This is a genomic window from Derxia gummosa DSM 723 (genome assembly GCF_000482785.1).
Lineage (GTDB): Bacteria > Pseudomonadota > Gammaproteobacteria > Burkholderiales > Burkholderiaceae_E > Derxia > Derxia gummosa.
Genome location: NZ_AXWS01000014.1, coordinates 30,452 through 52,312 on the forward strand (window position 1 = coordinate 30,452; position 21,861 = coordinate 52,312).

At 60.7% G+C, this 21,861-nt stretch carries 17 protein-coding genes and 4 pseudogenes; 10 read left to right on the top strand and 11 right to left on the bottom strand.

Annotated elements, in window-relative coordinates; all coding sequences use genetic code 11:
* Positions 1-129 precede the first annotated feature (129 nt).
* The 3 genes from H566_RS0113650 to H566_RS0113660 are packed head-to-tail and all read right to left on the bottom strand — an operon-like array spanning position 130 to position 2,835.
* Positions 130-1,650, bottom strand: a complete 1,521-nt coding sequence (locus tag H566_RS0113650) for an ammonium transporter (RefSeq protein ID WP_051378761.1) — start codon at positions 1,648-1,650, stop codon at positions 130-132.
* 21 nt (positions 1,651-1,671) lie between these two features.
* The gene (locus H566_RS0113655; RefSeq protein WP_028311879.1) at positions 1,672-2,010 is read right to left on the bottom strand and encodes a P-II family nitrogen regulator; all 339 of its coding nucleotides are present in this window, start codon (positions 2,008-2,010) and stop codon (positions 1,672-1,674) included.
* A 45-nt stretch (positions 2,011-2,055) separates the two neighbouring features.
* Positions 2,056-2,835, bottom strand: coding sequence for a TorF family putative porin (locus H566_RS0113660; protein WP_028311880.1), 780 nt, complete (start codon positions 2,833-2,835; stop codon positions 2,056-2,058).
* Between the two features lie 299 nt (positions 2,836-3,134).
* Between H566_RS0113660 and H566_RS0113665 the strand changes: the two genes are divergently transcribed.
* The 3 genes and pseudogenes from H566_RS0113665 (at position 3,135) to H566_RS29075 (ending at position 6,373) form a co-directional block, all read left to right on the top strand.
* Complete coding sequence (locus tag H566_RS0113665) at positions 3,135-3,383, top strand: accessory factor UbiK family protein (protein ID WP_028311881.1); 249 nt, start codon at positions 3,135-3,137, stop codon at positions 3,381-3,383.
* 34 nt (positions 3,384-3,417) lie between these two features.
* Positions 3,418-4,371, top strand: a pseudogene (locus H566_RS25080) (YifB family Mg chelatase-like AAA ATPase); the annotation flags it as partial.
* 82 nt (positions 4,372-4,453) lie between these two features.
* The gene (locus H566_RS29075; protein WP_156924438.1) at positions 4,454-6,373 is read left to right on the top strand and encodes a hypothetical protein; all 1,920 of its coding nucleotides are present in this window, start codon (positions 4,454-4,456) and stop codon (positions 6,371-6,373) included.
* A 211-nt stretch (positions 6,374-6,584) separates the two neighbouring features.
* Here the strand turns inward: H566_RS29075 and H566_RS30570 are convergent.
* Positions 6,585-6,725: pseudogene (locus H566_RS30570) on the bottom strand (hypothetical protein); the annotation flags it as partial.
* A 74-nt stretch (positions 6,726-6,799) separates the two neighbouring features.
* Here H566_RS30570 and H566_RS25085 point away from each other — a divergent pair.
* The 7 genes and pseudogenes from H566_RS25085 (at position 6,800) to H566_RS0113720 (ending at position 13,441) form a co-directional block, all read left to right on the top strand.
* The gene (locus tag H566_RS25085; RefSeq protein ID WP_084545096.1) at positions 6,800-7,789 is read left to right on the top strand and encodes an IS5 family transposase; all 990 of its coding nucleotides are present in this window, start codon (positions 6,800-6,802) and stop codon (positions 7,787-7,789) included.
* A 283-nt stretch (positions 7,790-8,072) separates the two neighbouring features.
* Positions 8,073-8,765, top strand: a pseudogene (locus H566_RS25090) (IS5 family transposase); the annotation flags it as partial.
* Between the two features lie 70 nt (positions 8,766-8,835).
* Positions 8,836-9,105 (top strand): type II toxin-antitoxin system RelB/DinJ family antitoxin, encoded by a 270-nt coding sequence (locus tag H566_RS0113695; RefSeq protein WP_028311882.1) that lies wholly within the window; start codon positions 8,836-8,838, stop codon positions 9,103-9,105.
* Positions 9,077-9,406: a type II toxin-antitoxin system YafQ family toxin gene (locus H566_RS0113700; RefSeq protein WP_028311883.1), complete on the top strand. Its 330-nt coding sequence runs from the start codon at positions 9,077-9,079 to the stop codon at positions 9,404-9,406. Before H566_RS0113695 ends, H566_RS0113700 begins: the two co-directional genes overlap by 29 nt.
* Before the next feature lie 45 nt (positions 9,407-9,451).
* Positions 9,452-9,976: a very short patch repair endonuclease gene (locus H566_RS28390; protein ID WP_084545163.1), complete on the top strand. Its 525-nt coding sequence runs from the start codon at positions 9,452-9,454 to the stop codon at positions 9,974-9,976.
* A complete protein-coding gene (locus tag H566_RS0113715; protein ID WP_169732535.1) occupies positions 9,939-12,050 on the top strand; it encodes an ATP-binding protein in 2,112 nt (703 codons plus the stop codon). The genes H566_RS28390 and H566_RS0113715 overlap by 38 nt, the downstream gene beginning before the upstream one ends.
* Positions 12,047-13,441, top strand: coding sequence for a hypothetical protein (locus tag H566_RS0113720; RefSeq protein ID WP_028311885.1), 1,395 nt, complete (start codon positions 12,047-12,049; stop codon positions 13,439-13,441). Before H566_RS0113715 ends, H566_RS0113720 begins: the two co-directional genes overlap by 4 nt.
* Here the strand turns inward: H566_RS0113720 and H566_RS28395 are convergent.
* From H566_RS28395 to H566_RS0113750, 7 genes and pseudogenes are all read right to left on the bottom strand, one after another.
* The gene (locus tag H566_RS28395; protein ID WP_084545097.1) at positions 13,353-14,399 is read right to left on the bottom strand and encodes a DNA cytosine methyltransferase; all 1,047 of its coding nucleotides are present in this window, start codon (positions 14,397-14,399) and stop codon (positions 13,353-13,355) included. The genes H566_RS0113720 and H566_RS28395 overlap by 89 nt on opposite strands.
* Positions 14,400-14,894: 495 nt before the next feature.
* A pseudogene (locus tag H566_RS25095) lies at positions 14,895-15,289 on the bottom strand (helix-turn-helix domain-containing protein); the annotation flags it as partial.
* Positions 15,290-15,734: 445 nt separating this feature from the next.
* Complete coding sequence (locus tag H566_RS29085; protein ID WP_156924439.1) at positions 15,735-16,631, bottom strand: hypothetical protein; 897 nt, start codon at positions 16,629-16,631, stop codon at positions 15,735-15,737.
* A 646-nt stretch (positions 16,632-17,277) separates the two neighbouring features.
* Positions 17,278-18,357 carry a TniQ family protein gene (locus H566_RS30575; RefSeq protein ID WP_084545098.1) on the bottom strand — a complete coding sequence of 360 codons (1,080 nt, stop codon included), beginning with the start codon at positions 18,355-18,357 and terminating at the stop codon, positions 17,278-17,280.
* Positions 18,357-19,247: a TniB family NTP-binding protein gene (locus H566_RS0113735; protein WP_028311887.1), complete on the bottom strand. Its 891-nt coding sequence runs from the start codon at positions 19,245-19,247 to the stop codon at positions 18,357-18,359. The genes H566_RS30575 and H566_RS0113735 overlap by 1 nt, the downstream gene beginning before the upstream one ends.
* Positions 19,244-21,217, bottom strand: a complete 1,974-nt coding sequence (locus H566_RS25100) for a Mu transposase C-terminal domain-containing protein (protein ID WP_034411805.1) — start codon at positions 21,215-21,217, stop codon at positions 19,244-19,246. Before H566_RS25100 ends, H566_RS0113735 begins: the two co-directional genes overlap by 4 nt.
* Complete coding sequence (locus tag H566_RS0113750; RefSeq protein ID WP_211238093.1) at positions 21,217-21,804, bottom strand: TnsA endonuclease N-terminal domain-containing protein; 588 nt, start codon at positions 21,802-21,804, stop codon at positions 21,217-21,219. Before H566_RS0113750 ends, H566_RS25100 begins: the two co-directional genes overlap by 1 nt.
* Positions 21,805-21,861: the final 57 nt, after the last annotated feature.

Below are 21,861 nucleotides of genomic sequence, written 5' to 3' on the forward strand. Positions count from 1 at the left end.
GCGGCCGCTTCGCCCCCTGCGCCGCGCGTCCCCGTGAACCGCCTCGCGTACGAGGCGCGCAAAGAAAAAGGGCGCCGAAGCGCCCTTTTTCACTGGCTGGCCGCCACCTTGCGGCAGTGGCCCGACCGATCACGAGTGATAGGCCGATTCGCCGTGCGTCGTGAGGTCGAGACCTTCGCGCTCTTCCTCTTCCGGGACGCGCAGGCCGACGACGACCTTGACGATCGAGAAGCCGATGATCGACACGACGCCCGAGACCACGACCGTGGTCAGCACGCCCTGGGCCTGGATCCAGACCTGGGCAGCGATCGAGTAGTCGGGGTTCACGGCATTGGCGACGTAGTCGTACACGCCGGTACCGCCGAGCGAGGGCGCCGCGAACACGCCGGTCAGCAGCGCGCCGACGATGCCGCCGACGCCATGCACGCCGAACACGTCGAGCGAGTCATCCGCGCCGAGCATGCGCTTGAGGCCGTTGACGCCCCACAGGCAGATGAAGCCCGACACGAGGCCGATGATGAGCGCGCCGTTCAGGCCGACGAAACCGCAGGCCGGAGTGATCGCGACCAGACCGGCGACGGCGCCCGAAGCGGCACCGACCATCGACGGCTTGCCCTTGCCGAGCCATTCGCCGAGCGTCCAGGCGACACAGGCGGCGGCGGTGGCGAACAGCGTGTTGGCGAAGGCCAGGGTGGCGGTGCCGGTGGCTTCGAGGTTCGAGCCGGCGTTGAAGCCGAACCAGCCCACCCACAGCAGCGCGGCGCCGACCATCGTCTGCACGACCGAGTGCGGAGCCATCGATTCGCGGCCGAGACCGACACGCTTGCCCAGGAAGTAGGCACCGACCAGACCGGCGACACCCGCGTTGATGTGCACGACCGTGCCGCCCGCGAAGTCGAGCGCGCCCTTGGCCCACATGAAGCCGGCGTTGGCCGTCACGGCTTCGAGCGACGCGGCGTCGGTGATGGCGTCGGGGCCGTCCCAGTACCAGACCATGTGCGCGACCGGCAGGTAGGCGAACGTGAACCAGATGACCATGAACAGCAGCACCGCCGAGAACTTGATGCGCTCGGCCAGCGAGCCGACGATCAGGCAGGGGGTGATGGCCGCGAAGGTGCCCTGGAAGACGATGAACGCGAGTTCGGGGATGCCGACGCCCTTGCTGAAGGTGGCGGCGATCGAATCCGGCGTCACGCCCTTCAGGAACAGCTTGTCGAGGCTGCCGAAGAACGGGTTGCCCGGCGTGAACGCGAGCGAGTAGCCGTAGATGGCCCACAGCACCAGCATCAGCGACGCGCCGACGAAGATCTGCATCAGCACCGACAGCATGTTCTTGGAGCGGACCAGGCCGCCGTAGAACAGCGCCAGACCGGGGACGGTCATCATGAGCACCAGCAGGGTCGAGACCATCATCCAGGTGGTATCGCCCTTGTTGACCGTGAGGGTCGGGGCAGCGGCGGCCTCGGCCGGCGCCTCGGCGGCGGCGGGAGCCTCGACAGCCGGAGCGGCGGCCGGCGCGGCGGGAGCTTCGGCGGCCGGAGCCGTCGCAGCGGGAGCATCAGCCGGCTTGTCCTGCGCCTGCACCGACGAAAAGCCGAGACCGGCCGTCAGGACGGCCGCGGCGAGGAGTGAACTCAGGGTTCGTGTCATTTTGATAGTCCCCGGGGAGGTTTAGAGCGCGTCCTTGCCGGTCTCGCCGGTGCGGATGCGGACGACCTGTTCGAGGTCGTAAACGAAAATCTTGCCGTCGCCGATCTTGCCGGTGCGCGCGGCACCTTCGATCGATTCGATCGCGCGCTCGACGAGGCTGTCGTCCACCGCCGCCTCGATCTTCACCTTGGGCAGGAAATCGACGACGTACTCGGCACCGCGATACAGCTCGGTATGGCCTTTCTGGCGACCGAAGCCCTTGACCTCGGTAACGGTGATGCCCTGCACACCGATGGTCGAGAGGGCTTCACGGACTTCGTCAAGCTTGAACGGCTTGATGATGGCAGTGATGAGTTTCATGAGAAGCCTCGGGTTGGAGCGCGCCGAAGACCGGCGCGCGGGAAATCAGAACGTCTTGGCGACCGACGCGACGACGCCGGTCTTGCCACCGTCACGCAGCGGGGAGCCCGTGGCGATCAGGTCCTTCTCGTTGGTGCCGACGACCGCCAGACCGAGCAGCCAGCCGCTCACGTCCTTGGTGGCGCCGATCTTCCAGTCGGTGACGTTGTCGGTCTTGGCGTTGAAGCCGTCACGGTCGAGCAGGCTCGTGCCGTTCTTGATCTTCTGCCAGCCGACGTGGCCGAGCACCGTCACGCCCTGGGCGACTTCGTAGGCGCCGTTGAGCTCCAGGTAGTACGAGCCCTTGCTGTCCTTGCCCGTCGAATCGTTCTTGAGCGAGAAGTAGTTGGTCGTGGCGTACCAGGCCTTGGCCGAGATCGGGCCGTAGCTCGTGCCCACGTAGATCTCGCCGTTCTTGTAGTGGGTGGCGCCGTTGGCGCCGGTGCCCGGGTAGGCGTAGTAGTAGTAGCCGACGTCGTAGCCGACGTCCTGGAACGTGCCCTTGTAGCCGGCGTAGAAGTCCATCTCGAGCGAGGCGCCCGAATACAGGCTTTCCTCGACATTCGAGTTCCAGTTGCCGATATAGAAGCCGCTCGCATGGGCGAGGTCGAAACCGCCCTGGAACGCCGGCTTGTAATTGGTTTGAGTAAAACCGCGGAAACGATAGTCACTGACCAGACCGGCATTGCCGGCAAAGCTCCATTCGGATGCTTCCTGGGCATGTGCAAGCGAGGTGATGCCGCCGAACGCAGCCGTGATGGCAAGCGAGAGAACAATCTTCTTCACGTTCTTTTCTCCGTGTGTAATTAACCAATCGGACTCGTTGACCCGACCGGGCAAGCCGAGGTCACAGGCAGCAAGACGTATGCCAAGAAAGTCACGACTAACCTCGATGAAGTCCCCAGTCAGGTGACATCCAGCTTGGTGCATGAAGCACGCGAATTGCACCAAGCAAGGCGGTCAACATGGTGCACGACTGCTTTTCGCACCAGCAGCATGCAAAAGCCGAATGAAAGCTGTCACAAATGGACAAACATTCGGGCCGTTACACTCCAATTCCCTGTATCCGAATACGAAAGCCCCTCATGTCCAAGCCGGCATTCCTCGACGACTTCCAGCAGAAGCTCGCTGATTTCATGCGCAATTCGCCCGTCGCCGATGTCGATCGCAATCTGCGCGCGACCCTCACGCAAGGACTCGCGAAACTCGATGTGGTGACGCGCGAGGAATTCGAAGTGCAGGCCGAGATCCTCGCGCGTACTCGCGCGAAGGTGGCCGAACTCGAAGCCCGAATTGCCTCGCTCGAAGCCGGCCGCGACACGCCGGCCGCCTGATCGCCCGTCCCGGTCACATTCGCCCCGTCCGCCGATGAGCCTCGCCGTCGTCCGCAGCCGTACCCTGCTCGGGATGACGGCGCCGGAGGTGCTGGTCGAGGTCCATCTGGCCAACGGGCTGCCTGGCATGACGCTCGTGGGCCTGCCCGAGGCCGAAGTGCGCGAGGCCAAGGATCGCGTGCGTGCCGCCCTGCTCAACGCGGGCTTCGAGTTTCCGGCGCGGCGCATCACGGTCAATCTCGCGCCGGCCGACCTGCCCAAGGAAAGCGCACGGCTGGACCTGCCGATCGCGCTCGGCATCCTCGCCGCCAGCGGCCAGATCGCCGGCGACGATCTCGACAGGTACGAATTCGCGGGCGAGCTGTCGTTGTCGGGCGAGCTGCGGCCGATCCGTGGCGCGCTGGCGATCGCGCTCGCGCGCCGCGAGGCCCGACTGGCGGCAGCGCCGCGCACCGGCGCCACGGTGGCAATCGGCCTCGCCAACGGTGCCCGCGTCGGTGATCGGCCGACGGAGACCACCGGCGCTCCCGCCCCTCCGCCCGCGCGCGGTCTCGTGCTGCCCGAGGCCAGCGCCCGCGAAGCCTGCCTCGTCGCCGATGGCAGCGTGTTCGCGGCCCGCACCCTGCTCGACGTGTGCAACGCGCTCTGCGGTTCAGGTGGCATCACGCGCGTCGAGCCCGACTTCACGCCGTGTCCCGTCACCGGCCCCGATCTCGCCGACGTCAAGGGCCAGGCCCAGGCGCGCCGCGCGCTGGAGATCGCCGCCGCCGGCGCGCACAGCCTGCTGCTGGCCGGCCCGCCGGGCACCGGCAAGAGCATGCTGGCCGCGCGGCTCGCCTCCATCCTGCCGCCGCTCGACGAGCGCGCCGCGCTCGAATCGGCCGCGCTGCTGAGCCTCGCCGGCCAGTTCGACGCCGGCAACTTAGGTCGCGTGGTGGTGCGTCGGCCGCATCACAGCGCGTCGACGGTCGCGCTCGTGGGCGGCGGCTGTGAATAACACCTAAAAGCGCGACTAGACAGTAATTGCTGCGACCAGCTAGGCTGGGCTATCTCGATTAGCACACACAGCATTGAAGAAGGTTCTCGAAGAGACCCAGGCTCTGCATACCGGCCTGTGGCTCCTGAAGTGGATTGACGGCATTTCGCTCGGCCGTGGGCTTCTTAGCTCACCTCGAATCCACCTCGTCTTGCAGAAACTCGACCAATCGGATTTGGCCGAACTTGCTCACCTCTCGCCAAGAGAAATAAGTTACGTCATCGGACGACGGCCAGGAGCCGCTGCAGAACACGCGATAACGTGGGCATCACCCAGGCCAGTCCTGACTGGCATGCTGCCACTGCTGAACATCGGAGACATTCTGTGCGGTACCAGCGTCGTCGGCGCACTCAGGCAGGAGGAGCAAAGAATCTCGCTTTCCGAAAGCAGCCATGTCGCGTACTGCGGAATTTTCGATGAAAGCAGTCCACCCGACGGGTGGAGCAGCGGTAGCTACCGCGTCCTCAACCGCTTCGAGTTCGAGTTAGGGAGGCAGCGCGAAGCCATCGGCTCTCGATGCATGAGGATCAGAACGGGAAGACTGGAATACATCATTCCGTGCTCCGTCATCCTCCGCACCTTCTACGGTTTTCACACCAAGCTAGCGAACGCGATCTGTAGCGGCCCTTGGGACACCACGCTGAATGCCGTGATCAGCACCGCTAGATACGACTCGGGTATCGGCACGTACCGAAACAACGAGACGGGCGCATGGAACATCGTTGTGCAGGCTGGACTCACCCGTGATCACGCTGTTCGCCTAGCGTTGCTCTACTTCGACGAGTACGCGAGAGCGTGCGCAAACGCGATCCACGCGAGCGCTGATCGGCAAACGCATAGTGTTCGCGCTGACGGAGCAAGGCACTGGTTCGCCGACGCCAAGATGCCTTACCAGTGGAGCAACAAGCCGTTCGAGATGCTGATTCGCGGTTTTTCTTTGCGAGCGCATCGACCATCTGCGGAAGCTGGTCACCGTTTCCTCGTCACAAGTATCGAAGGGACCAGTTGGCCGTTCCCCGACCAGCAGATCTTCAGCGAAATCGCAAACAGTAACCTTCGAAGCCCAAACCCAAATCCAGAACGAATCCCTGAGACCTACCACGCAGGCAATCGAAGGCTTGTCTTGCTCAACGAGGACATTGTCCTTGACCACCATTCAGATGCATTCAAAGGTGCGCCGGACAATAGGGTGGAAGGTGCCGCCTTCGAATTCTTGAATCGGCCACTACACGAACTGCAGAAAAAGTTGTCGCACAAGGAGTACCTGGGTACGCAACGCCCTCCCGCTGCACCTCCTGCACTGACGCTGTCCGCTGGCAGTACAGCACCTGGGGAAGAGAAACCAGCACCCCTCGTAGCCGAGTCGCACGATCGCCGCCTTGCCCCACATCTCCAGCTGTTTCTAGATGCACTCGATGCTCTGCAAGAGGCTGGCCGGATCAGTGCCTATGAAGTGATAGCCCCCCCTGAGTTTTCGAAGCTCAAGCAAGCGCGAAACGGCGTGAATTGCTGGAGCCTTGCATCAGAGGATCAACTGAGTGCACTCAGACTAGGGTTACCAGTCCAGGGCTGGGAGTTTGTTTTCTCAGCACCACGGGGCTTAGGAATACTGCGCCACCCCATCCCCCGATGCCTGCTAATAGTACGAGTTAACCTTGATGGGCATGAATTACTTGTCTTTGAAATTGAACCTCGCCTTGGCGAAACTGCCTACCGTTTCTATGCCTTAGAACCGACCGAGCCGATAACGTTGCAAGCTATCGAAACCTGCATCATCAATGTTCGAGCTTACTCTGGCAGCATCCCTCATTCAAAAATAAAGCTGGCATTTTGCACATTGACCCACGGCAAAGTACTTGCACTCAATCATTACTACAATAGAAATTTCAACCAAGAAATTGCGTCGATAAACACCGAATCACTTAGACGACAACTTGCTCGCACTTACGTTTAAGAAGGCCAGATTGGCAATCGAAGTGCTGCCGCGCCTTCACTCCGAAATGAGCACACTCCCTTCAGTTGGAGGGCGCATTGTCACCGCATGATGCGCGATTACGAGTCCATAGGCATGCCGCAATGATGATTCAGATCGCCAAGCAACCCGCATGCGGCACAGTTACTCTTGAGGAAGATTTTCGAGCAGGCTTATTCCATTACACATACGACTATGCTTTGATTTCAAGAGCATAACTGGGCCGCTTCCGCTCGAAACCCAAAGATTCATAAAATCGGCGCCCATCCTGTCGATGAACTCCGGAGCACAAGCGAATACGCTCATAGCCATATCTGAATGCCCAATCGATAGCAGCCCGAACTAAGGATGCTCTTCACAACCTCACCCAAGCATCGACAATAGCCGCACCTTGATCCGGAGCCGCCCATGAAGCAGATGACCTTCGCCTCGCTCGACTACGCCAACAAGAAGCGCGTAACGCGGCAGAAGAAGTTCCTCGGCGAGATGGATACGGTAATCCCGTGGGTGCAGTTGATAGCGGTGATCGAACCGCATTACCCAAAGACAAACCCGCGCGGCGGCCGCCCGACACTGCCGCTGGAAGCGATGCTGCGCGTGTACTTCATGCAGCAATGGTTCGCGCTGTCCGATCCGGCAATGGAAGACGAGTTGCATGAAAGCGAATCGATGCGCCGCTTTGCCGGCCTGAGCCTGATTGACGACGCCATTCCTTCCGACACCTCGATCCTGCGATTCCTTCACCTGCTGGAAAAGCACAGGCTCACCGAAACCATCGGCACCGAAGTCCGGCAATTACTCAAGTCGCGCGGCCTGATCCTGCGCACCGGCACGATCGTGGACGCCACGATCATCAACGCCCCGAGTTCAACCAAGAACGCCGACGGCCAGCGCGATCCGGACATGACGCAGACGAAGAAAGGCCAGCAGTGGTACTTCGGCATGAAGGCCCATATCGGCATCGATGCCGAATTGGGCTTGGTGCACACCGTCGTCACCAGCACCGCCAGCGTCAACGACAAATGCCGTTTCGATGATCTGCTGCATAGCGAGGAAACCGCCGTGTGGGCGGATCGCGGCTGTGACTATCCCGACATTCACGGGCACTGCGCCGAGCGCGGGCAGTTTCTCGGTATTGCCCTGCGCAAGACGCCGGGCGAGCCGCGCTGGCAAGTGGATCGCCAGATCAATCACCTGATCTCGAAAGTCCGGGCGCGGGTCGAGCATCCGTTCCGGATCATCAAGCGGCAGTTCGGAGTCACCAAGGTTCGCTATTGCGGACTGGAAAAGAACACCGCGCAGATTCACTCGCTGCTCGCGCTGGCGAATCTTCATGGCGCGCCGGCAGTTGGCGCAGGCGGTATGAACAAGTGGAAAGGGAATGCGGAGCCCGATTGAGTCGCTGCCCAGGCGATAAATATCGTCCTTTTGGCAAGTAAAACAGCATCGGAAACGACGTACCTCGGTGATCTACGCGACTTCACGCCCGAAATACGGAAGTCGCGTCCTGAGAGGCGTTGTGAAGAGCATCCCTAAGCTACTCCCCACACCTTGTCTCTGACTTGCCTTTCGCACCACCAAGGCCTGTATCTCAGCATACCCATCACTTGCAATTAATCTAAGAAAAGTCTGCCCCCCAACTCCCGCATGATTGACCCCATCCGCAGTTGAAGGAGCCGTCATGAAGCAAGCGCAGCTGGATCTGAATCTCGCCTCGACCAAACGCACGCGTAAGCGACAGTTTCTCGAAGAAATGGAGCGAGTCGTCCCTTGGCTGATGCTGTTCGCACTAATCGAGCCCTATTACTCCAGGCCCAAACCCAACGGCGGGCGCCCGCCGATCCCGCTCGACACCATGCTGCGGACTCATTTCGTCCAGCAATGGTTCGGTCTGAGCGACCCGGCCATGGAAGAAGCGCTGCACGACGTGCCGCTTTACCGCGAATTTGCCCGACTCGATGAAGTTCGCGCCCGGCTGCCCGACGAAACCACGATTCTCCGATTCCGCCATCTGCTCGAAAAGCACTACCTTGGCGCGCAAATCTTCGCCGCCATCAACGCCATGCTCGGTGAACGCGGCCTGATGCTGCGCCAGAGCACGGCGGTGGATGCCACGCTGATTGCCGCGCCCAGTTCGACCAAGAATGCCGAGCGCAAGCGCGACGAGGAAATGCATCAAACCAAGAAGGGCAACAACTGGCATCACGGCATGAAGGCGCATATCGGCACCGATGCGGAATCCGGTCTGGTGCATCACGTCGTGGTGACTGCCGCCAATGTCGCCGAAATCACCCAGGCCCACGCGTTGCTGCATGGCGACGAAATCCACGGTCACGGCGACGCCGGTTATATCGGCATCGAGAAGCGCGACGAGGTGACCTGCCCCCCAGCTCGATCCAAGTGCAAATGAGATACAATGTATCTCATCATCCAAGGAGTGTGGGATGGCAGCAACCACGATGGTCCACGTGCGCGTGGACGAGAACATCAAGGCCCAGGCGACCGAGACGCTGGCGGCGATGGGCCTGACCGTGTCCGATGCGATCCGCGTGTTCCTGACGCGCGTCGTCGCCGAGCAGCAGCTTCCGTTTGCGCTGAGAGCGCCGAACGCTGACACGCGTGCGGCCATGGAAGAAGCCAGAAGCATGGGCAAGGCGCGGTTTGGTCGCAGTGAAGCACTGATTCATGAACTTGAGGAAGGCGCCGGGCGATAAGCGCGCAGTCCTGCCCAGGGCTTCGGATCGCACCAAGGTCTTCGTCAAGGACTGGACGCGCCTTTCGCACTCAGGCCGCTACGACATGAAGCGGCTGAAGGAGGTCATGCTGCTGCTGATCGCCAACGATGTGCCGCTGGGTCCGGAGTGGCTGGATCATTCGCTGGCCGGCGACTGGGCCGACCATCGTGAGTGTCATGTCGGCGGCGATTCCCTGCTGATCTACAGGCTGGAGGGAACCGGCGCGGCAGCACAGATCATCTTCGTCCGGGCAGGAACGCATGCCGAGCTTTTCGAATGAATACAGCTTATTGCCTAGCAAATGCCGGCGCGCGCAAGGTGCCTGATGGACATCGTCACGCCAGACCGGCGCTCAAGGATGATGGCCAGCATCAGGGGCAAGAACACGAAGCCGGAAATGGCGGTTCGCAGGCTTGTTCACGGCCTGGGCTTTCGCTTTCGCCTCCACCGGCGCGACTTGCCCGGATCACCGGACCTCGCGTTTCCCCGCCTGCGCAAGGTCATCTTCGTCCATGGCTGCTTCTGGCATCGTCACCCGGGATGCCGGTTCGCCTACACCCCGAAATCCAACATCGAGTTCTGGCTGACCAAGTTGAACACGAACATGCGACGCGATGCCCTGATGCAGCAGGCTCTGGTCGAGGCCGACTGGGAAGTGCTCATCGTGTGGGAATGCGAGGTCTCGGACCTGGTCGCCTTGTCGCGAAAGGTGCTTTCGTTTCTGACGGGAAGCGCCGATCCCTCATGCACGCCCCGCACGAGGCAGGAGAATAGCCATGCCTATAAGTGTGCCGTTCCGGGTTCAGTCCCACGTGCTGAAGCTGCTGGGCGACGAGTTGATCGGCCATGATCGTCTTGCCGTCTTCGAACTGGTCAAGAACTCCTACGACGCCGACGCAACCGTCGTCGACGTGACGCTGGCGCTCGATGCCAAGCCTCCAGCCATCACCGTCAATGACAACGGCACCGGCATGTCGGCCGGCACGATCGAGACGGCTTGGCTGGAGATCGGCACGGACTCGAAGCGCCGAGCGACGACGCGACAACGAAGCGCAATGGGCCGCCTCCCCCTGGGGGAAAAGGGAGTCGGCCGACTTGCGGTGCAGAAGCTCGGCGAGAAGGTTACGCTGACCACCCGCCAAGCCGGCCAGCCGGAGTATGAGTTCTCCATCAACTGGGGCCAGCTCATCGACAGTGCCCGCTATCTTGGCGATGGACTTCACGTCAGCGTTGAGGAGAACTCGACCCCGAAGGTGTTCACAGCCGGGTCGGGAACGCGGGTAGTGATCACGGGACTGCATCGAGAGCAGTGGAGTCGGCGAGACATCCGTGATCTTTATCGCCTGATCACATCGCTCAGTAATCCCTTCGACGCCGCCAAGTCTTTCGAGGTCAATCTGCACCTGCCAGGTCGCGAAGAGGAGATTGAAGGGCTGCCGACGCTCCAGCAGATGCTCGACGCTGCGGTCTGGAATTTCGAGTTCACGCTCGACGAGAGCGGCATGTTGACGTGGGCCTACGCGTTCACGCCTCCGCGCTTCAAGGGGCTGAAAGCCCGCGAAGCGCACGACGTCGAGAAGTTGCAGCTGCTGGAACCCGATGAAGATGAGCTTCCCGTCGAAGCGGGACGCATGCGGCAGAAACGTGACGACAGGATCTTTCTGGTGCCGGACGACCTGAAGGGGATCGGCCCCATCAGCGGCAGGTTCCACGCCTTTCATCGACGCGACGAAATCCTGAAAGCATCGGGCGCTCCGCAGCAGCTCAAGAAGTGGCTCGACAACCAGACTGGTGTCCGCGTGTACCGCGACAACATCCGGGTGTTCAACTACGGAGAACCCGGTGAGGACTGGCTCGGACTGGATGCCCGCCGCATCAATCGGCCTGCCGGCAAGCTGGGTACGCAAAGTGTGATTGCCCAGATCGGGCTGAGTCTGGTCAGCAGTTCGTCATTGAAGGAGAAAACCAACCGGGAAGGGTTCGACGACAACGAGGCCTTTCAGCGACTGAAGCGGATCGTGCTCAGCATCTTCGACCGCTTTCACCGTGAGCACGCGGGGGACAGAGCTGAGATCGACAAGGCGCTGAAGGGCGAGCAGGAGACGCCGCCGCCGGTGCAGGTCGCGCTGGAGCGGCTGGAAACACTGGGCAAGCAGCGCGGAATCGAAAAGGAAGTCAAGCCGATCCTGCAGTCGATTCAGCAGGAGCTGAAGACATTCCGCGAGGTCATGGTGTCTTCGGGCATGGCGGGGATAAACTTGGCCCTGATCTTCCATGAGATTGTCCACAGCATCGATCGTGTTCAACGCAAGCTTCAGGGCACGGCTGACCCCGACGACATTCGCCGCGAAGTCGATCACCTGAGAAAGCTGCTCGACACGTTCAAGCCGCTGCTGCAACGCGATCCTCCACGCAAGGTGACCGTCGAGGATCTCGTGGAACGTGCGAGCGGGATGCACGAGGACCGGTTCCAGCGTCATGGTGTCGTCTTCTCGAACTGGACGACCGATCCGGATCGGAAGCACTCCTTCACACAGGTACTCCCGCGCGGGCTCATGGTGGCTGCCCTGAGCAACGTCATCGACAATGCCATCTATTGGACCCGGTTTCGGAAGGAGCTCGACGGACGCAAGGAGCCCGGTGCCATTCTTGTCCTGTCGCACTGGGATGATGAAACCGGCGGCCTCATTGCGGTCGTCGACAACGGCCCGGGCTTCCAGTTGCCCAGGGATCAGTTCGGACGGCCGTTCCATTCAACGCGCGCGGGCGGAATGGGGCTCGGGCTGTTCTACTGCAAGACTGTGATGGATTCGATCGGGGGAAAGCTCGAGGTTATCGATGCGGCAGACCTGAGAGACACGATTGACCTTCCCGAAGCCTATGACGGGGCCGCCATCGTCTTCTCGTTCAAGAACGAAAAATGATTCCTCTGTATACCCGAGTCGTTGCGATTGACGATGTCGACGACCACCTTCAGAAGATCGTGTGGGGTCTTGGCAAAGCAGGGTTCTGCGCGCTCCCCTTCCGGTTCGAGGACGGCAAGCTCGAAAACGCGCCTGCCCAGCCACTGCCGGGTATCAGGATCGTCTTCACCGATATTCATCTCGTTGGCGGAGGCCCGAACAACGAAAAGACTCATGCCGCGAACATCATCAAGTGCCTCAAGCAGATCGTCGCTCCGGGTCCCTACGTTCTCGTCTTCTGGTCCCAGTTTCCCAGGGACAGCGACAACATCGCCGTGCTGATTCGGGAGCGCGCGCCGGTGGCCGGGCTGATGCCGCCGATCGGACACGCGGCAATCGACAAGAACGATGTCTTCAAGGTCGCTGAGCCCAGTCGCAGTGAAGATTTCGATGCCGCGCGACTGAGAGACCTGATCCTTGAACGGATCAGCAGCTTCATGACTCTTGCCGTGGCCGCGTCCTGGGAAGATCGGGTTGCGCGTGCAGCGGCCAGAACGACCAACCGTGTCTTCGGACTGGTCAGAACTGCAGCAGCACCGACCGGCGACTGGGAGAATCTGCTCGCGTTTCTCGCCTGCGAAGCAGTAGGCCAGCATGAAGCTCGGCAGGAACTGATTCCTGCCCTCGATGCGGCCCTGCTGCCCCTACTGGAGGATCAGCTGTCGCTGATCGGACGGGAGCCTGAACCTGCGGCCCAGGATGTTCAGAACCTGCTCGACATCGTTTCGGCGGAAAGGCGGCCGGCATGTCCTGCCTCGGTCACCAAGTCGCAACTCAATGCAAGCTACTTGGTCGAGGAGTTTGGCGCCGACACGGACCTGCCCATGTGGGCACGCGGCACCGTGACGGCATTGGGATCGAGCTTCATCAACTCGGGGCCGTTCGTGAGAGCCTTTCATCACGACGACGCCACTCTGATCCGGCAGGAGTTCGCGACCCGGGAGCTGACAGACGACGAGCGACGTTCAACCAAGCTGCATGTCGTCGAGTTCGGCCCCGAATGTGATCATGTCCAGGGCAAGGTCAGTACGCACCGCTATCTCCTTGCGCTCCTGGTTCCGGTGCCCCTGATGGGTGCGTTCACCGGTGTGCCGAAAGACGCCAAGAAGGCGCCGAGCACGCTTCGCTACCGCAACGACAGCGTGATGGACATTGGAAAGATCACTCTGGCCGTGTCGCTTCCGGGAGAGTGGCACCTGCTCGTCTCCTGCCGCTGCTTCATGGCTCTTGCACAGAAGACGGCTGTCGACGGCAGGCCCGTTTTCAGGCTGCGACGCGCTCTGATGGAAGAGATCGCGCATCGCTACACCACGCACGCCCGACGGCCGGGCGTGATGCGATTTCATGACTGACCGACGGCTGGCATAGCGAGCGAACGATCGCAGTCATGACCGGCGAGCAGACGGCATTGCCGAGCAGCTTCACGCGCTCGCGGCGCGTGACATCCGGAAAGACATAGCCCTCCGGGAAGCCCATTGCTCGACGAATCTCGGATGGTTGCAGCATGCGCATGCGGTGCTTTCCATCTGGTCCTGGCCGGACCAGCGCAAAACGGTCTATGGTGGTGACGGTACGCAGCGGCATGTCGAGGGACTGCCAGCCACCGGCCCCGTCACTGCCGTAGTACACCAGCAGGAACGACGCCTTGCTACCCAGTTGAGCAATGGCACGGTCGGCCCGCGCCAGCGTGTCTTTGGCGCGTCCGGGCGTACGCAACACCGTTGTCGGCCATGTGCCTTCCGGATCGAGAATCGACCGGGCCGACAGGACCGCTTCGTCATTCGGCAGAACCGCCTGGGGGACTGCTTTGAGATCGGCGAGAAGGAACAGGCGGCGGCGCTTCTGCGGTACCCCGAAGTTGGACGCATCGAGGATCTGTTCCCGCAGGTGATAGCCGATCGCGCCAAGCTTCTCCTTGAGTTCCGGATAACGCGCCCAGGGCCGCATGTGGACCACGTTTTCCAGCACGATCCACCGGGGCTTCATCGCCTTCGCGTACCGGATGACCTGGAGCGCCGTCTCCTTGCTTTCCTCCGACTGGGGCTTGCTTCCTCTGGCGCATGTGTGGTGCGTGCACTCGGGGGAAGACAGAAGCAGATCGATGTCGCCGGTCTTCTTGATGACTGCTGATGGCGTCAGCTGACGCAGATCCTTGTTGAAGACAGCAGCACCCGGAAAGTTCAGGGTGAACGAGTCCGTTGCGGGCGCCCAGAGATCGACGCCGCCGACGATTCGGGCGCCTGCAGCTCTTGCGCCCAGGCTGCTGCCACCCCCGCCGCAGAACATGTCAAAAGTACGGATATCGCTCATCTTTCGTGCCAAGTAGCCGACGGCGCCAAGTTACCAGGTTCCTTTCGAGCCTCCTAGCATTTTCTCCGGTCCGGAACAAGCCGGCGGCGATACTGGGTCGGCGACAGGCTTGGAACTTCCAACCCCCATTTCCTCTGCGTCACCGGGGCAACCCGGTCGCGCTGTCGTGCTGCGCATCGAGCCCCAGTCCTGTCCGTCCTGGCGCCTCGCCCCGTCAGTGCTTCCATCGCTGACGCCTTCGCGGCGACGCCGCTGCGCGCTGCGCTTGCCTCGGGAGAGGTGGTGCGGGTGGGGGGTGGTCCTGACGTGCCCTTTCAACCTACCACGCCGTTCTCGCCGTCAAGGGCGGCGCGTGCGGTGCACGCTGGCGGCCTTGCGGCCGTCTGCGGCTGCGCCTTCGACCCCTGACTGCTTGCGCTGCGGCGTGGGTGGCCGGTTCCGGGCAATCCCGCCCGATTCCGAACCGGAGCCGATCATGTCGCAGCTTTCCCCCGCGCCGCGGCGCACCAGGGTGAAGTCCGCCTGCATCTGCTGGCCCGGCAGCGTCTCGAAGCGCACGACCGGCTCGGGCGTTGCCCGCTTGAGCGGCGCCAGCCACACCTTCAGCTGTGTGACCCCGCCGGTGTAGCCGCGCTCGCGCAGTTCTCGCAGCAGCACCGCCGCCGGTATCCAATGCGGCCGGGCGACAGCTACCCGCTCGCGCAGATAGTCCTCGAACGGCTCGAGCTTGGTGACCCTCGCCGCACGCGGCCTGTCGCGCGTGGCCTGCTCGTCGGCGAGGTACCGCCGAACCGTGTTGCGCGAGCAGCCCAGCTGCCTCGCCATTCCCGTATCCCGACGCCACGTCGGGCCAGTACTCGTATCTCCGTCGCCTGCTCCTGGCTCAGCATTCCGGCGGCTTCTCAAAGCCGCCATCGTCAGCCAGGTGGGTCAGATTTCAGCCGACGGAGTGGGTCAGTTTTCCACCGGCGGCAACAGGCATTTGTGATTTGAAGCGTTGATGGCCAGATTTGCGCCGCAGTCAGGCGGCCGGGTTTATCAGGCCATCCCTAGGCGACAGACTTTCTTGGACGAGACTCACCTTTCAGGTCAATCAATTACACCATCCATGCACGACGAACTTAATTATTCAAATTATGCATTAGACACTGAAGGCGTTAAACAAACATTGAAAATCAATGCCTATCACTTTACCAATACCCATTAAAGACAAACTTCTTTGCAATGCCCTATTTTTTTCAGCAAGCGCCTTTAGTTTTTTAAAGCCATTCCACTTACACACGACAAGCAATCTCCCCCACACGACCTGCACACCTTGCCGTATAGCAATAGCATTCATGGGCCGCTTATATCAATAAAACTCTCCCGTTTAGCAATTAATTCACGCCAACGGACAGCGTATGGATACAGCAAATGCCCCGACTCGATACGCGCCACCTTCGATATCAGCACCACCCCCTTCTCAAGGGGATCAACAGCACCGGACCTGAGAAGATACTTCTTACTCAAACCAGTTGCGACAGAGATAATACGAACAACTTCGACCAGCCTGAGGTCGCCCACAGATCGCCCTGCTACAGCCTCCAATGCGTTACGCAGGCCAATTAAAGACCGCTGCGCTGTCACATCATTAAAAGCAAGAGTGGCTTTGGATGGCATTGAAATCTGCCAGCCCAGCACATCCCTGCAATAACAAATAAAGCGAGAGAGGCTACTTGCACTCCCCGGCGAATGCGCAAGGTACTGCGCTATCGCCCCTGAACTGCAAGGTACAGTCGTATCAACTGCTGCGCTCTCACAGAATTTCTGTGTAACTGCAGCGTACAGCCGTATTGTCCGCTCAGAGACATGTCCAGCACGAAGTGCATTTACATAACCTTCAAGCAAGGGAGCATACGGACGCCCGCGAGCACGAGCGAAGACAGCGTGAAGGCGCCGCTTTTCATTCGACTTCTCACGCTCGTTGTCCACGCCGCAAGCACCCAATCGACTTAATAAAAAGCGATAAGCCAATAGGTGTCGCCGATGTTCCAAGCTGCTCACTCGTTCATGAAAGGAAGCGGTCGTTAACAGGGAACGATCCTCATACAGCTTCTCAAGCGACTGAAAATAATCAATCGATGCCATGAGGACCTTGGCCGCCTTGTTCACCCGCCCAGGAGATTCAATGAGTTGATGAGCAAAATCGTTCCATAGCTCCCGACACCACAAATGCTCAATGCTCGCTGCCAATAGCGCGGCTCGGCGCTCAGTCGCTTTACGCCCTCTACAAAGTTCGCAAAGGCCTTGCCCCCGCCCAGACACGTCGGTGCCGCATTGAGAACAGGCATGGTGTGCTGGCTCAACGGCGGCACACCCTTCGCACAACGGCCTTTGTTGGAAATCGAAGGCAATCACCTTCCGGTGTTTGCGGCATGTCGCGCACGTCGCATGCGTTCCCCGCCTCTGGCAGGACTCACACACATGCCCGATATAGCCAGCCTCGCTGTCAGTCAACGCACCGTCATTGCCAGGGTCGAACTCAGATAAACGCACTCTGGAATTGAATCTGGACCGGCGACCACACACGTCGCAGATCTGCTCGGGCTGGAAGTGACGAATACAACCAACGCAAACGGCTTTGCCATCTACGAGCTTCGCCGCGCGCGGCGTAAGACGTCCGCAACGCAGGCACATGCGTTCGGCTCTCGTGCACTTTCCGCACATGGGCGGAAGCACTGAGAGCCGATGAACTCGCGCGGAACCGGAGCAACGGACACATGTGGTTCGCACGAACTGTGTTTGGTAGCAAGCTCGGCAGTACTCCGCGCCAAGATGAACTCGGACAGCTTTGATGAAGTTACGGCCGCAGTTGTCACAAAAGCGCAGCCCTGCCCTATCAGTGCCCACGCTTGATTGCTCGCCTCATCAAGAGCTGCGCGCGTTCAGCACGCCAATTGCCGTGCTCAGAAGTCTCTCGACCTTCCAGGTCGACCATGCACTCATCCCGGCGAGCATGGGCGCGCTTGGAACCTGGACGCAACTTTGCCACCTCATCACCCAGCCATGAGCCGCTGGAGGCGACGGCACCCAATCGCGCAAAGCTGCGCTGCGTTAGTCCCGTGAGCTGTGCCAATTGCCGAAACGAATTGGGCCAGCCGTTCAGTACGCGCGCCAGACAACTCATAGCGCATTCTCTCTCCGTCATTCCCAGGAACTCTAGCCGGCTTTTCCGTGGCGCTTCCGATCGAAACTCATTCATCGTGGTCCGAAGAGCTTGCCCAGAATGTCCAAACAGGATGACTGAGGTCAGGACGTGAAGCGCATCAAGCTGATCCCGCGATTCCGTATCACCGTTGGCAGCTGCGGTCAGCCACTGATCCATTTGAGCCTGAAGTGCCGCCACCTCCAGCTGGTTCCCGTGTGAGGCCTGTATGCCTTCTGACAGCGCGCAGCTGCACGCGTGACACCGCAGGAGCGTTGCCCGAGCAAGGTGAGGAACAAATGCAGCCCCGCACTGCGGGCAGCCATCTTGCAACGGCCTCCCATGCACGCTACACCAAACATGGAAACTCAACCGCCATTGGCGTAGAGCGACGGGCCGCTCTTCAAGGCATGCAGGACAGAAAGCCAGGGACCGATAACGTCGACGAGCCTGAACGATCCCTGCCGCGTTTATCCAGGGAACGACGGCAGGCGACACCGTGGCTCGATACCGAGCTGGCGTCAAAGCATCCACCCAAGAACGGAGTGTCAGGGCGCTGATTTCTTGTGGGGACAAACCGGCCAAGCGCGCTAGCAACGCGTGCTGGGACACCACCATCCCACGATCGACATCCCGCGTGAAAAACCAGCTGTCGCGCAGGTGGAAGCGGCAAAACGCCCCTGCCATGCTCCCATGGCCATGCGCCGTTCGCGCAAGAAAGCTGCTGAGCAACTCATCGGCGTAAGGACGCAGCTGAAAGGCCCATTCAGCCATCAGGCGCGTCTTGCTGCGTCTTCCCAGTCGGGCAGACGGGTCTTCTTGAACTTGGTCAGCAAGGAAATGTCGATGCGTTCCACGCCGCTTTCGATTGCGAATACCGCCAGCTCCTTGAGGACATCCACAGTTCCACCGATCACATCCCCAGCCATTCCGTAGATCAGGGGAGCCAACTCTCGGCTGGCCAACTGAGATGGCTCCGCAAGAGGTAGGAGCTGCTCATAGCTGGCAAGGAAGCGCAGGTACTCGGTGTTCAATGTCCAGCGATCGAGCACAATCGGCTCGAAGCGGGTCATCATTTGCGGCTCACTGCGCATCGCATGAATGGCCGTCTGCGTGCCCGTCGCGACGATCGGAATCCGGAGAGCAGACGTCGCGTTCTTGATGCCAGCGAGGAGTTTCCCAGCTTCCTTTCCCGCGTTCGCCAAGTGATTCATCTCGTCGATGATCAGCAGCCGGGTGTTAGCGAAACGCATCGCATCGATGGCGGCAAGTCGTTTGGCATCCGGTCGCTCTTGCACGCGATGCGAGATGTTGCGCGACCAGAGCACCTCCGACCAAAAGTTGCTCTCGGTCGGCGTGGCCGGCAGCGCTATCCAAGAAATACTGAAGCCAGGCGTGCCATCGTCTTTGACGATATAGGGGTGACGACGAAGCACCTGCTCGACGATTGAGCTCTTGCCATTGTTCGATCGGCCAACGATCAACAAGCACGGCATACGCAAGCTGCGGGGGTACAGAAGTAGGTCGTCAACCTGCCGCAGAATCTGCTCGGCCCGGGTGTAACCGACCCAACGATCGGCACGACAAAACGCAATGCGCTCAGGCTGTGGCAACTCTAGCGCCGCACGGGCTTCCGGACGCAGATGGTCCTGCACGCTCGTCATTGGCGCATCCCTAGGTTGTCAAACGGGCGAATCGGCGCCGCAAAGATGTCCTCTTCGACGGCAGACTCACTAGGCAACGGAGCCGAGGGCTGCGACCGATCATTACTGCCTGGCTGAACCGGAACGGGCACTGGAGTCGACCCTCCGCGCGCCGAGGGAATCGAGGCAACCACCGGCCTCGCGTCGACAGGGCCACGGGCCTGCGCTTTCCGAGCTTTCTTCGACTTGTGCACTGCCTCGGCGACACGCCGGCGGAAGCGTTCGAGGTGCTCAAAGATGAGACCCTCGTCGATGTCGCGGTGCCCCTCTTCGGTCAATCTCTTGCGAATCTCCATGAGCTCGAAAAGGCTCATCGCAGAGTGACTGATATTCCGGTAGGGCAATGGCGTGTATGCAGCAGCATCCGGGTTGTAGAAGTAGACGCGGCTGATATCTCGAGGATCCCGACGAACGACAAACTTCTGCTTGCGCCGCTCATCGTCGGCGTCTGCCGCATTGATGAACGGATCCAATACCGGGTCGTAGTAGGTGATGTTGTCCCACTGAATCCCGTACCGCTGCACGGTTCGAGTGATCATCGGCATGAAATCGATCAGCAGGCGATGTGGATCATCAGGTACTGGCATCAATCCCAGTCCTGGCTCTTCGTCGGTTCCGACAATGCCACGCTCCCACTTTTTGATCGGCGGCACTCCAAGCTTCGTGTGCGGGCGCTGGTGGTAACGGTTCACAAAGAAGTCGACCACTTCGAGCTCGAGCTCTTTCATGGTCAGTGCTGCTTCCGCTTCTGAGTCGTAGCCCTTGCGCTGGCTCGGATTCGAGAAGGTGGTACCAGGCATCTTGTGGACCCAGCGCATCGTAGTGCCGATGAGGCGCTCGATATGCCCACCATAGTTGGGCGTTGCGGGTGGACGAAACTGCAGATCGATGCCGTGCTGGGCGGCGCCTCGCTCGAGTGCCAAGCCTCGAAACTCCTCAGCATTGTCGACATGGACCACAGCGGGCTTCCCCCACACAGGCCAGCTTCCTGAAACCCCGAGCGATGCCAAGTACTCGCGCTTCGGGCAGATCGCGTTGGCAAGACACAAGGCAACCGATGCCGAACTCGGAGGGGCGAGACTGATATAAATGCCCGCCACCATCCGACTAAAAACATCAATCGCCAGCGTCAGATAGGGCCTTCCTATCGGCTGTCGATAAACCTCGTCCACGACAATGATGTCCATGGGCGTGTGATCGATCTGTACGACGGCAAACGGATGCGTTGCGTTCTCGATCGTCCCTTTAATCGGTGTAAATCGATTGGTCGCCTCTTCTCTGCGACCACGCCGCTTCAGTCGGACGATTTCCGGTATCTGCCGAATTCGGTTGCGAATGGTGTTGGGATGGGGGGCTTCAAGCTTCGCAAGTCGGCATCGCGCCTGAATCTCTTCAATGGTGTCGTGTGGTGTGTGACGCTGCTTGTCGAGATAGAACGCCTCGATCACCGAGTCGACGATCGCCTCGACCTCCACAGACAGGAGCCGCGTGCCGGTCTTGCGACCGCGTCGCGCCGGAACAAGCGCGGAGACGTTTCCCACGCGCAGGTACTCATGAAGCCACCGATACAGCGTCGCAACATGAACTCCAGCTTGCTCGGCTAACGCCTTGGCCTCTTCCCGCGTACGAAAAGGATCGTTGAGAAGCCCCTTGATCGCGTCAAAGCGACGCTGAGCTTCGCGCCATTCGTCGGCCGAATAGAGGCTCAGATCACGCGGAACGTGCTCCTGCGCGGCACTCGCCTGCTCCTCCTCATTAGGCTCCAGCCTCAGCTGCTCAATCGGGAGACGACAGGTTTCCCCAGAGGTCAAATCGACCGCCAGCACGGTGTCGACCGATATCAGGTGGGTCACTTTGTAGCGAGTCGCTCCATAAACGACGATCGCGCCAACCGTGATCTCAAAGAACTGAACTGCAATTCCGCTGGCCATCAATCCCCCTTCCAGATCGGGCTGGACATCGTCAACGGCATGCCTAGGTCGACAGCGATCTCGCCAACAGCCACAAGGCGCCACAGTTCGCACAGCGCCGCCATCCTTCGCTCCGGGTCGGACCAGGTGACTGCAAGCAGCGCCTTAGGCGTTGTGGGGCCGGCAATCGCCAACCGTTGCAACAACGCCACTCGATGCAGCTCCTGCTCAGGCAGATCCTGGTACCTCCTGAGGAACTGAATGTTCGCGATCTGCGGGCCACGGATTTCATGCTCGGTAACGAGCTTGAACCGCCAACCGTTCGCACGGCAGTGGGCAACAGCAGCTTTGAAGCGTGGCTTGTACTGGGACCAATTCGCACGAAGGTCGTCGCGGTACTTCACCTCGTAGACCAAACACCACTCCTGCCCCTTGTCTGCGAAGAAGGCTTGGACATCAGGCGTGTAGCGACGTTGGGCACCGTTGAACTCGTAGACCAGCCGGAACGGCTGTTCGAGCACGCTCTTTACTCGACGGTCGAACGCCAGCATCAGCAGCAGATCCCGCTCAAGAAGCGACTCGTGCCCGGCGGATTGCTTGGAAGGCAACGCCACCTTTCCGGTTCCCCCTCGCTTGGAAGGGCGAAGCTTCCGTACAGGGTTGTT